General features: G+C 67.7%; 11 protein-coding genes and 1 pseudogene. 5 read left to right on the top strand and 7 right to left on the bottom strand.

Features of this window, described 5'->3' with window-relative positions:
• Window positions 1–106 precede the first annotated feature (106 nt).
• Complete coding sequence (locus ACLJPY_RS02660; RefSeq protein WP_410586356.1) at window positions 107–880, top strand: helix-turn-helix domain-containing protein; 774 nt, start codon at window positions 107–109, stop codon at window positions 878–880.
• A gap of 566 nt (window positions 881–1,446) precedes the next feature.
• Here ACLJPY_RS02660 and ACLJPY_RS02655 read toward each other — a convergent pair.
• The 3 genes from ACLJPY_RS02655 to ACLJPY_RS02645 all read right to left on the bottom strand — a co-directional run bounded on the left by ACLJPY_RS02655 (window position 1,447) and on the right by ACLJPY_RS02645 (window position 3,706).
• Window positions 1,447–1,587, bottom strand: coding sequence for a hypothetical protein (locus ACLJPY_RS02655; RefSeq protein ID WP_410586355.1), 141 nt, complete (start codon window positions 1,585–1,587; stop codon window positions 1,447–1,449).
• Window positions 1,588–2,245: 658 nt separating this feature from the next.
• Window positions 2,246–2,533, bottom strand: coding sequence for a hypothetical protein (locus ACLJPY_RS02650; RefSeq protein WP_410586354.1), 288 nt, complete (start codon window positions 2,531–2,533; stop codon window positions 2,246–2,248).
• A 141-nt stretch (window positions 2,534–2,674) separates the two neighbouring features.
• Window positions 2,675–3,706 (bottom strand): hypothetical protein, encoded by a 1,032-nt coding sequence (locus ACLJPY_RS02645; RefSeq protein WP_410586353.1) that lies wholly within the window; start codon window positions 3,704–3,706, stop codon window positions 2,675–2,677.
• Window positions 3,707–3,861: 155 nt separating this feature from the next.
• Here ACLJPY_RS02645 and ACLJPY_RS02640 point away from each other — a divergent pair, with 155 nt between their 5' ends.
• Window positions 3,862–5,433 carry a hypothetical protein gene (locus tag ACLJPY_RS02640; RefSeq protein ID WP_410586352.1) on the top strand — a complete coding sequence of 524 codons (1,572 nt, stop codon included), beginning with the start codon at window positions 3,862–3,864 and terminating at the stop codon, window positions 5,431–5,433.
• A 434-nt stretch (window positions 5,434–5,867) separates the two neighbouring features.
• Window positions 5,868–6,062, top strand: coding sequence for a helix-turn-helix domain-containing protein (locus ACLJPY_RS02635; RefSeq protein WP_410586351.1), 195 nt, complete (start codon window positions 5,868–5,870; stop codon window positions 6,060–6,062).
• 18 nt (window positions 6,063–6,080) lie between these two features.
• On the opposite strand, the gene ACLJPY_RS02630 is transcribed toward ACLJPY_RS02635, so the two are convergent.
• The 3 genes from ACLJPY_RS02630 to ACLJPY_RS02620 all read right to left on the bottom strand — a co-directional run bounded on the left by ACLJPY_RS02630 (window position 6,081) and on the right by ACLJPY_RS02620 (window position 8,013).
• Window positions 6,081–6,710, bottom strand: a complete 630-nt coding sequence (locus tag ACLJPY_RS02630; RefSeq protein WP_410586350.1) for an IS5 family transposase — start codon at window positions 6,708–6,710, stop codon at window positions 6,081–6,083.
• A gap of 317 nt (window positions 6,711–7,027) precedes the next feature.
• A complete protein-coding gene (locus ACLJPY_RS02625) occupies window positions 7,028–7,345 on the bottom strand; it encodes a hypothetical protein (protein ID WP_410586349.1) in 318 nt (105 codons plus the stop codon).
• Window positions 7,342–8,013, bottom strand: a complete 672-nt coding sequence (locus tag ACLJPY_RS02620; RefSeq protein WP_410586348.1) for a DJ-1/PfpI family protein — start codon at window positions 8,011–8,013, stop codon at window positions 7,342–7,344. The genes ACLJPY_RS02625 and ACLJPY_RS02620 overlap by 4 nt, the downstream gene beginning before the upstream one ends.
• Before the next feature lie 409 nt (window positions 8,014–8,422).
• Here ACLJPY_RS02620 and ACLJPY_RS02615 point away from each other — a divergent pair, with 409 nt between their 5' ends.
• Complete coding sequence (locus tag ACLJPY_RS02615; protein WP_410586347.1) at window positions 8,423–8,578, top strand: hypothetical protein; 156 nt, start codon at window positions 8,423–8,425, stop codon at window positions 8,576–8,578.
• A gap of 33 nt (window positions 8,579–8,611) precedes the next feature.
• On the opposite strand, the pseudogene ACLJPY_RS02610 reads toward ACLJPY_RS02615, so the two are convergent.
• Window positions 8,612–9,208, bottom strand: a pseudogene (locus ACLJPY_RS02610) (IS701 family transposase); the annotation flags it as partial.
• 514 nt (window positions 9,209–9,722) lie between these two features.
• Here ACLJPY_RS02610 and ACLJPY_RS02605 point away from each other — a divergent pair.
• Entirely contained in the window at window positions 9,723–11,381 is a 1,659-nt protein-coding gene (locus ACLJPY_RS02605; RefSeq protein ID WP_410586346.1) for a hypothetical protein, read from the top strand.
• Window positions 11,382–11,541: the final 160 nt, after the last annotated feature.

Genomic DNA, 11,541 nt, shown 5'->3' with positions numbered 1-11,541 from the left:
GGTGACTGAAGGTCTCCCCGTCACCCGGCGGCGGGAACTTGCTCCACGTAGTCGCCTACGCTCGGATAGTAACGACTTCGGATGTTTCGAGCGAAATGGAATTCCCGTGGACAATGTCGCTCACCTCGGCAAAATCGATGCTGATCGCGTTGGAAAGCCCGTGATGACCGCGGTCGACAAGGCGATGATTGTGCTCACGAACGTACTGATCGACGAGAACTCCCTGAACCTCGCCGCACTTTGCCGTCGGACCGGCCTGGCCAAGGCGACCGTGCACCGTCTGTTGCGCGTGATGCAAAGGCACGGCGTCGTAGCGCGGCTCGGCGACAAGTACGTTCCCGGTCGCCACCTTTCAGAACCCGGTCACTGCATCGATTCACACTTCATCACGGTACTTCGACGGGAATCCACGCCGTATCTGGTCGATCTGCACCGGATCACCGGTGAGTACGCGGCGGTGTGCCTCTTGGCTGGTGACGGGATTCGTCAGGTGAACGAGGTGTTCGGGCACCGAAGTTGCGGCGGGACCTCCATCTCGAACGGGGTGCAACGCGGCGCGGTGGAATCGGTGCTGGCCGCGGACGACGTCAACACCGATCCAGCTCTTTCGTCCGAGCTCGCGGCGGTCCGGTTGCTGGGCGCGGCGCAGAGTCAGGACACGGTTCGCGGGACAACGACGGTCGCGGTTCCGGTGCACGGTTGCTGTGCAGATCAGCCACCGGTGGCTCTGTCCGTCACCGGCCGGACCGCGACGATCGACCCAACGGCGATCGCCAAAGTCATGCGTCGCAATGCCTTCGATCTCGGCCGGGTCACCCGTGCAGTGCTGATGGCTGAGCGGACACGATACCGTGCAGCCGCTGGCGCCGTCGTCCAATAGGCCGCAAGTCGCTCTCGGAGCTTGTTCCTCCGGACGCGTGCACGAAGGTGGGCTGCTTGATCGGCGAGTCGCACTGGTGCAATGGGTAAGCGTCGTTCGGCGCGGAACCGGCAATCCGATGAGCGCGGTGAGGATGTTCAGTGGCCGGCGACGATTGGGAGTGGATTCGCACCGGGGGCCTGCCCGCGGAGGGCCGCTGGCCCGCCTCTTCGAGCAGCTTTGCGGACCGCTCGGCCGTCGATGTCGGCTCATGGGCGACGATGTCGCACGACCACCGTGATCAGCCCGGTCGAGCTTCACCCGGTCGTCTCTGCGCAGCCGCAGCTGCCTGCAGTGCCTTCGTGACGTCGTCCGGGTGCGCGATGATGGCTTCGTGCGTTCCCGGCTCGAGACCGAGCCGGGCGGCCAGTTCCGCGCCCGGCAGGGCCAGCGCCCAGTCGCGTGCGCCGGGCCGCGATGAGGTCTCGTGCAGGCGAGGGTACCGAGTCAGGTGCGCGTTCGGACGTAGTCTGCAGGTGTGTCGCAAACGAGCCGGCAGCTGTGCAGCCGCCAGGACCACGCGTGCACTATGACTGCCTTTTTTTGTTGTCGTAGAACACCTGCAGGCTCAGGTCGCGGTAGACCTGTGTGATCCTCTCCGGAGCCCGCGAGTCGAGGTGCCTGGCGACGTCGCCGAGCTGGTCGAGCATCGCATATGCCTTTGCCACGTCGACCGCCTGCGTGTCCGGCAGGTGCTTCAGCTCCTCGATAGCAGCCTGGCTCGGCCTGTGCGCGCTTCATGGGCTCGACGGAGTTGACGGGGTCGACACCCGCTTCGATGGCCGCCAGGTGTCGCCGTAGCTTCTCCTCGGTTCCCTTCAACGCGGTTTGTTTGGGACGAAGATCTGGCGCAGCCAGTCGTTGATCGGTGGGACCACGACGTCCTCGCGTGGGTTCACCGTCTTGGGATGATCGGCCAGCGCCGAACCCGGCGCCATCGTTCGAGCAATGCACCCGGTCGTAGACGCCCTTCCGGATCGCCGCACCCTGCCGAGACGCCACGGCTCCGCTGGTACTGGCGACGGCGAAGTTCGGAGCGATGCCGCTCGAACGTGCCGCGGGCCTGTGCTCCGGAGCCACCCGGACGTCAAGACGCTGCCCGCCTGCACCGGCGTCGATGTCTACGACGGCGGCATCGTCGCGAAGTGAGGTAGCCAGGTGGCTTCCCTATCCGGAGCGCAGGCTACCGGTCGCCGAGAGCCACTAACCTCACGATGTCGGCGAAGATCGCCAGCGGATCCCGACCCGAGCATGCGACGAGCCCCAGCCGGTCCGGCTGGGGCTCGCGGTGGTTCAAAGCCGACATCCCGTGTCATGGCCGCGACGTCAGGGCCGCTGCAGGGACGGGCCGTCGTCCTCCGATTCGCTGCCGTCGTCTTCGTCGCCGACTGCGCCGAGCTCGGGTTCGGCCGCCGGGCCGCGCAGCAGACGCCGGCGGGGCCTGCGGTCACGCGGGGTGCCGTTGATCGCCTTGATGATCTCGGCGATCGCCCACAGCGGCGCGGGCATGCCGTAGAGAAGCGACGGGTTGATCGAAGTGGCGATGAGCACCGCGATCACGATGAGCACAGCAGTCGCAGCGAGGGCGACGCGGGCGTTCAGGCTTTTGCGCATACCTTTTGTCTACGGCACCGACCAGGCGGCGACAAATCACCGAAAATGAACGATCATCGATTCCGTGAAGCGTGCATCGACAGCGGGTGAGTTATTCGTTGATTGCGTTGCAGGTGCGTGAAGCGTTAACCGGTTCGGTGATCATGAATCGGCGGTGACCGCACGCAGGGTGAGGTAAAGGCGACGGTAGAGGGGTTGCTTGTTCTTCGCCTTCCGGTAGCGCTCGGGGACCTCGAAGGGGGTGTCGGTGCCGGCAAAAGTCTGCGTCAGCTTGACCAGGTGCAGGCGCACGGCACGGGCGCCGGTGGCGGTGAAGTTGGTCGCCTCCCGCTCCTGCTCCTTGGGGGTGAGCGCGGGGTCGGCGGGCGGCTTGTGGTCGGGTGCGAACAGCACCAGCTCCAGGCGGTTCATCTCCACACCGGGGATCGGCCGCGCCATCTTCGGCGAGGCGGGATCGTCGCACTCGCGGCAGCGAGCCTCGATGGCGTTCTTGATCGTGGTGGCGAACGCGACATCGTGGATGCCGAAGCTGCCCAACCACGCCCAGTTGGTCATCGTCACTGCCTCCGCGGGGTCCTTGCGTCTTCGAGCCTGGGCGACGCCGGACTCGTAGAGCTCCAGCAGGTCGCCGGTGAACGGCACGCCGGGAGCGAAGACGTAGCTGGCGCAGGCCATCTCGACCAGGGCGCGCGCGTCGGGATCGCCCAGTGCCTCGTCGGTGTAGAGCACCCACAACGTGCTGGCTCGGTGCCAGTTGCCCGAGCCCGGTACGAACGCGTCCGCCGCGGTCAGGGGTCGCGCCGCCCGGAACCGCTCCCCGACCTGCCGCAGCTCCCGGAACCGCGGCTTCTGGCGGCCGCCGACATCGGAAGACAGCACGATCACCAGCCCGTGCACGTCGAGCACCGCGGGAGTGACTTCCTCGACGCCCACCAGCCGGGTGCGGACCCACGGAGCGAGCTGTCCCATGACGGCTTCGGCGGCGGCCTCGGTGGCCACGCCGATGCCGTAGACGACCGGGATCAACGCCGCGGGTCCGCGGCCGCGCGGGTGCTCCCAGCGTCCTTTCGGCGCAGCTGGCGGGGGTGGCGGGCGCTCGTCGGCCGGCGAGCCGCTTTCGGCGGCCGCGGTGCGGCCCGAAGCCTGGGGGTCGGCGGGGTCGTGCGCGGTCATACACGCAAGTATGCGGTTCTGTGCGTACGCCGACACGCTCTGTCGAATCGGCGATCATGAACGGCCGGCGGATGCGTGATTCACGCTTGCCCAGCCTCGTCACGATTCATGTATCGCGCCATTGATTAACGGACAGAAGCTGGACAACGTTTGACTTGACGGGAACGCCAACGTTTCCTAGGGCAGTGGCCGATCGCATAGGAACCCGTTTCGGTGTACTCGGGAGGGAATTGTCCCTCGCCGTGCTCTACACCGTCGAACTGACGGCCCGCGAGGGGGTGGACGCCCTTGACCGGGCGCACCGCCGCGTGCACGCCGGCACCGCGGACGGGCCCACGCCCGCCGACACGCCGGGCCGACGCTGGCGGATGCTGCTGGAAAGCCTCTTCCCGACCTCCACGATGCTGATCGACCGGTATGCTCCACCGCCGGTCGAGCTGAGCGACCTCGACGGTGACCCGGCCCAGGAGCGCATCGTCCGCAAGGTGCTCACCGCGGCCGCGGCCTTCCTGCTGGCCGAATCCACCACCCTCGAGGACACCGCCAGCATGCAGATGTTCATCTCCTACGACACGACCACCTCCGTCGCGTCCCCCGACGCGGAACTGGCGGAACTGGACGAACTGCTGCAGACCGCCGCCACCACCAGCGCCACCTTGCTCGACCACGCCGAGCACGGCAGCTGGCGGGACCTGCTGACCTCGTTCCAGCGCGCCCCTCAGCGCACGCTGGCCTCCGAGCCCTTCGTCGCCGCTGCTGCGAAGGCGGCTGACGACGCTCAGTGCGCGGCGGCCCGACCCCGCGTGCTGCGCATCGGCATGATCAGTGTCGGCTCGACCGTGAACGGCAAAACCCTGACTCTGCAGTGGCAGCTGCTGCAGCAGATGATGGCTCAGGCCCGCATCACCGACCGCACTCCCGAGATCTACGCACTCAGCACCGACACCTGCACCACGTCTCTGCTGCGTCATCTGCTCGACCGGCTGGCCCACCACGGCGGCACCCGGCCGCGAGTGCGCTATCTACTGCCACCCGACTCCCCGGCCGGCGGAGCAGACCTGGCGACACTGCAGCTGTCCACGGGCGCGCTGACCTTCCTCGACATGCCGAGCCTGGCGACCGCCGACGGGTCGAGCAGGGCCGAGACGCTGCGGACCTACCTGACAGCGATCCGCAGCGTCAGCACCGCGGCCTTGGACCGGCTCATCGTGGCCGGTCTCGAAGACGAAATCGCCGCGCCGGGCCGGGCCGGGGCCCCAGACCTGCACGAAGAACCCACCGCCGGCCTGCCTGGGCTCAAGGGGTGCGAGGTCATCCTGTTCGGCCGACCAGCCAGCCGCGCGGCGATGCGGTTCTGGCAGGACCAGTTCACCGCCGCCGGGGCCGGCCGCCTCACCATCGCCGGTGACCAACGCCGCGGTGCCGGTCGGCTGGGTCGCGTCGTGGCCGACAGCGCCAACTGGGTCACGACGCCGGCGGCGACCGCCAGCTGGTCGACCACAGTGCGCGCGGCTCTCCTGCTGGCCATCGGCATCGTCGGCGCGGTGGCCACGATTCTTGCGCTCGGGCACGCCGAGCTCAACGGGTACGGCCTGCTCCTGGCCCTCATCGGGGTCGGCGGCGTGGTGGCCGGCAACTTTCGGCATCCTCTGCACGACCGCGCCTGGTTTCCATCCCGAAGATCCGTGCCACTATCGTCTCGGCCGCGCGAAGACAGCCCGGTTTGACCGCAGGAGCAGGCTCGCCCGGTTCTCCGCCACAGCCGCCTCGACCTGTAATTGATCCTCGCCGGCGGCTCGCATCCAATCTGTCCGGAAGCGAGACTCACTTCGGCCGGATCGGTCACGTCGGACCGCGGTTGGTAGACAGGCTGGACTCGTGCACCGGCGGTTCGGCCTCACGGTTGGTCCGAGCGGGCAGGATCCCGTGGAGCATTCGGGTACGGTTGTGTGCACGCGCTAACAATCTTCGTGAACTGCACGACTGACCGGCTGTGCTACCTGGCTCCGAGATTCGGCTCGCGCGTGCTCCTGTGTCGCATCGGGCACGTGTCTCGGGTGCATCCGCCCAGCGGCATGAGCGGATGTTGGTGTGCGACCCTCGAGCGAGGGTGTCGAGTTCGTCGATTGCCGGTTCTGGACTGCCGTAGCTGAGATAGGCGATGGTGAACATAAGCCCGCCCGCTGACGACCGGCGGATCCCCGCGTTGACGTCGTTGACCATCCGGGAGACCGATGTGGTCCGCCTGGTCGGGCACGGCATGTCGAACGCGGAGATCGGCGGCAGGCTGACGATCAGCGCCGGCACGGTGAAAACCCACCTCAACCGGGCCATGGACCAAGCCCGGCGTGTCTAGGGCCTGTATCGAAGTCGGTCAGAGCCATTCGTTGATCGCGGCGACGTGGACGAAGGCTTCGTAGCGGACGGCGAGCTTGTCGTAGCGGGTGGCCACAGCGCGGTGGCGTTTGAGCCGGTTGATGCCGCATTCCACCGCGTGGCGCTGTTTGTAGATCTCGGGGTCGAAGGCCGGTGGCCGGCCGCCCTTCGACCCCTTGGCCTTGCGATGCGCATCCTGATCGGCCTTGCTCGGGATAATCGCCTTGATCCCGCGACCGCGCAGGTGAGCCCGGTTGGCTTTCGAGGTGTAAGCCTTGTCGGCAAGAACCCGATCAGGACGCGTCCGCGGCCGGCCGACGCCCGGTCGGGGCACCCGGATCCCGGCCAGAACCGGAACGAACTGCGGGCTATCGCCGCGCTGCCCCGCGGTCAGCACGATCGACAACGGCTTCTGTCCCTGCTCACACCCCAAATGCAGCTTCGTGGTCAACCCACCGCGGGACCGGCCCAACGCATGATCCTCCGGCTCGACGGTGACCCCACCCGGCGGCTCGGCCTGCAGATCCCCCTTTTCCGCACACCTGCCGCATGCTGATGCGCCTGCGTGCACCACGATCCGGCCGGCCAAGGCGTCGCCCGGCAGGTGCCGATAGGCGGTCAGCGGCACGGAAACGACGACCAGGTCCGCTTGGGCAGCTTCCTCACCCGTCGCCGCGCGGGCGCGGTCGCCGAGTCCGAGGCGGCCGTGAACTCGGTCCGGAGAGGAAGGTGGGTTCCCGGCGGGAACCCACCTCTTCTCTCCGCCACTATCAGGTCAGCTGCCCGGCGTCACGGGCGTTTCCGACACTCCTTTTCCTCCGGTCGCGGTTTCGACGCGCCGATGACATTGGGCGACTTCGTTTTCCGCCAAAACCGGCGCTCGCGTTCGCTGAGCTCACCTCCGGAGGATGATGCGTTCCGGCCGGTTGTGCGGGCGGGCACGCCTCACACGTCCGTCCGCTCGCCGGTGACGGGAGTCCGGGGCAGGCGTCCCGCGCGCGAGTGCCCGACGAGTGCGTCGCCGGTGACAGTGACGTCGTATTCGAGGTTCAGCCGCATCGGCTTGGTGATCGCCTGACGCCACGTGACGCGCTCGCCGTCGGCTGTCGCGGTGCGGACGACGTTCTCCAGCGTGGTCTCCTCGCCCGCTCCGAGGGCGGTGCCGGTGACGCCGCCGTCGGTCTCGGTGAACCGGTAGTCGGCGTCGAAGGTGCCGATCGGCGTCTTCATGCGCAGGTGCCAGGTTCCAATGATCCCGGTCATCGCGCGGCTCCCGTCGTGGCGGTGAGGCCGCTGTTCTTCCACGTGGTGCCCCGGCGTTCGTATTCGAACAGTTCCTCGACGGCGTGGGCGATCCGCGGCCCGAAGTCGCGTTCCAGCAAGTAGAGCCCGAGGTCGAGGCCGGAGGTGACACCGCCGGCCGTGACGAGGTCGCCGTCGTCGACGACGCGGGCGCGCACGGCCGTGACGCCGGCCGCTGCGAGCACGTCGAGGCCGAGGACGTGCGTGGTCGCCGTGCGGCCTTCCAGCAGTCCGGCCATGGCCAGCCCGAGGGACCCGCCGCACACCGTCGCGACGGTGACGGCGGGGTTGTCCAGGCACGCGCGCAACAGCGGCGTCGCCGCGCCGGCCGCGAACCGGGACAGCAGCACGGGAATGGTGTCGACCTCGTCCGGGTCGCCGTCGACCGGCCCGGCCGCGCCGGGCACCACGACGTACCCGGCAACGGCCGGGTCCAGGGCCGCGGTCGCGGTGAGCGCGATGCCGGGGATGCCGGAGACGACGTCCCGCGGCCCCTCGGCGGACACGAACTCGACGTCGAGGGCGCCGCCCAGCAACTGGCCGCCGGCCCCCAGGACCTCGTACGGCGCGACGGCGTCGAGCGGGTCGAAGCCGTCGAAGAGCACGAACTGGGCTCGTGGGTGAGGCATCGGTGATCCTTTCGCCGGTGGTGATCACTCGCCATGCTGCGCACTCCCGGCGTGACCGACAACGGGCTATCCGGTCAAAGACAACCCGAATCTCGCCACTGGCTGACGGCGGCCGGGTTAGCACCGGCTTCCGCGCGAGCTGCGCGACGCGGGCGTCACGGTCCGCGAGTACGACGTGTTCCGACTGCTCGCGCACCGGCTCGGCAATACCGGCATCGCCCGGCGCCTGCTCATTTCCGGGGCAGGCCCCGGGGGTTGACCTTCGAGGCCGGCAGCGCTTCGATAAGGCTCATTCGCATCCTTCGACCCGCGAGGCGATGCGCAAGCGACGGATCACCTTCATCAGCCCCGAGCGTAACGATCAGGTCGCCGGCCGCGCAGCGAAAGGCTCCCGCGGCGGGCGACCACCGTGTTCGATGCTGAGGGCTACAGGCAGCGCAACGTCGTAGAGCACTGCTTCAACCGGCTCGAGCAGTTCCGTGACCTAGCGACCCGCTACGCCAAACGCGCCGCCTACTACCAGGCCGAACACACCATCGCCGCCATCGTGCTCTCGCTCCGATGACTTACAGGACAGCTCCTAGCACTGCAACGGCAGTTAGGTGAGTGGGTAGCCGCGGCGTTTGTAGTGGCTGACAAGGGATCCGGAGACGGCGAGCCAGGCGTGGGCGAGCATCGACAGGGGCATGTGGGCATACCAGGCCCGCCAGGACCGGACCTGATAGGGATCGAGTCCGGCTTCGTTCTTGGCTTGCTGGAAACACTCCTCGATCCGCCAGCGGATGCCGGCGATCCAAGCCAGGTCCAGCAGGGTTGACCGGCGGGGTCCGTAGCAGACGTAGTAGGCGATTTCGGTCGGGTCAGTGCGTGAGCGGCGGGCAAGCAGCCAGTGCCCGCGCCCGGGTTGCCAGCCGATCCGGATCGGCACCCGCGCCCAGTCGTACTCCCGCGGCCCGTGCGCTCCAGCACCGACCGACAGCCGCCGCCACGCCCGAGCGGGCAGGTCCGCGATCAGCTTGTCGGCCCGGGCTTCGCGGCCGCCGGTGGTGACCAGAGTGTCGTTGACCTTGGTGGCCGGCACGTGCGCGGCATCGTGGGCTTCCAGCCATAACCGCAGGTACTTGACCTGCCCGTAGGCCTCATCTGCGGTGATCCAGGCAAAGGGCACCTTCGCGGCGAGCGCCCGCGCCAGCATCGCCATGGCCTGGCACGGCTCCTGCAGCCGATCCAGCTGCTCCATCACCACATCGACCACCACGAGGATGATCTACCACAACACCACTAACTGCCGCTGCAGTACTAGGTGGCTGCGGCGGCCAGCTCGGGCAGCTGCATGTCAAGCCGGGGCCGAGGCGGAAGCCAATAGCGGAGAGGCGCGGAAGAGAGCAGGTCGCCGCGACGTTGCCGCTGACTTCTTCGGCGTGACGCAGGACGGCCAGGCGCCGGTTCGCGCGCCTGACCAGGTCCTTCTCACTCCACACTCGCTCAGCCATGGGTTCCCTCGATCAAGGGGCCGTTCGACTGAACCGTTGGTCCGTTGTGATTAACGGAGCCTCGCGGCGTTAACGATCGCGCGCATACCCACGACCTACCGCTCGCCAGCGCATCCTCCGAGCTCACCGAGCAAAGGCCGGAACACCATGAGTCATTCGTTAAGCGAGCCGTCGCTCAACATTGCGACCGCGAGCCCCGGAGGGCGAGACCACGTCTTGACCTGCGACAGGGATCTGCCCACGGGGGCCAACAACTTCGAGTTCGCCACACCCGAGGCGGTGACCAGGGCCGGTGAAATCGACCGGGCCGGCCTGAAACGTCGTGGTGCGCTACCCACGATCACCGTGACAGGGCGGCGCAACGACAACAAGGGCACCGCGACGATCAATGTCAAACACGGCCCGCTGGGACCGGGTGGAATCACCCTGAACCTCACGGTGACCTGCAACGACGAGCACATGTGTCGCCAGCACGGGGAGAAGTTCGACTGCGTGCCCGTCACCTTGCACGTGCGTCCGGGCAGGGAAAACTTCCAGCTCGTCTGCCTGCGGCCGACCTTGGAGCTCAACACCTGGGACATCAAGGTCGAGTTCACCCTCGATCAGCTCGCCAAGCTGGCCGGTGCCGCCACCTCGGTCGACGCGATCCAAGCCGCGCTGCCGGGCGGTCTCGCAGTGGAGGCGAGCTGGCTGGCGGCGCAGGGACAAATCGGTGATAAGAACGGACAGAACCACTCCAGCGGTGGGTATGGCTTGAAGGGCGGGTCCGGGGTCGTCCGGCTGGCGCCGCTGACCGAGGCCGCGCTGAAGGCCTCGGAGAAGGTCTTCAGTACCGAGTGGACTCTCGGTGAGAAGATGAGCAACCTCCGGCCGGTGTTCCAGAAGTTCCCGACGCTGCTTCAAGCCGACCGGCCGATGTCCACGAACCTCGAAGCCGAGTCGGAGTACCAGCTGGCTTCCACGGAGGAACTGGACACCCTGCTCGCCAAGGCCCGGTCGTTCTGCGGCGGGTCCCTGGACGACGTTCGGCGGCGGCTGATGCTCGTCGAGGTCACCGAGGAGCCGATGATGGAGACCGTCGACACCTATTACGACTTCACTCCCGCCCTCGGCGCCGACCATGTCTTACTGCGCAACGCGCTCGTGCTGCGTCGGCGGAGCGTGCCGAAGACCGACCCGGCCGACACGTTCCTGCTCGCGGCAAAGGGACGAACACTGGCGGAGAACGGCGAAGTGATCCGATACGCCGGGCAGGCCCGGCTGGTGGCGAGCCAGGCGGAAGACCTCGCGCAGCTCACGACATTCGTGCTCGACACGACGGTGGACAACGTGGTTGCCCGGGTGCTGCGGGACGCCCTCGAGAAGGCGCACGCACTCGCGGCAGCGGAGGCGAGCACGACGCTGGTCAAGGCTCTGACGATCAAGTCCACCCGCTACAAGTTCTCTTTCACCCTGGCCAACCAGTTGAAGATCGAGCTGAGCGTCGACTACGCGCGCGGTTTCCAGGGCGACCACGAGGACCGGGCGGTCCACCTGTTCTGTTTCGAGTTCGGTGTCGGGCACCCGGGGTTGGGAGGTCTCGTCACCCAGGGCGCTTCGACCTCGGCCACGGCGAGTACGGTCGGCAAGCCGGACCTGAGCCCGCAGATGCCCGCTTCCGAGCGGCTCAACCTGGAGAATGCGGCGAAGTACGTGACCAGGCCCTACCATGTGCCGAGCGATCTCAACGCACGGTTGTTCGCCAAGGACGACCACAAGTCCTTCCGCCTGCTGCGCGATGTCGTCATCACCGAGGTCTTCGGTCTGGACCCGAAAGCCCTTCTGCGGGGTGGCAACAAAGCACAGGCCGTGGCGCAGGGCCTCAAGCTGATCTGAGGCCAGGTGGGTGCCCGTGGCCAAGCACCGGGCGCCCACCTGCGCGTCGACGGCATCTCCGAGCTGCTCTCAGCAGCCGTCGAGTTCGGCGATGTCGTGGTGACCTGCCGGGCTCTGGAGTTCAATGATCACCTTCGGGCGCTGCCCCGGTTCATCGTGG

The organism is Amycolatopsis sp. lyj-23 (genome assembly GCF_046549135.1).
Lineage (GTDB): Bacteria > Actinomycetota > Actinomycetes > Mycobacteriales > Pseudonocardiaceae > Amycolatopsis.
This window is presented reverse-complemented; position numbering and strand designations above follow the sequence as displayed.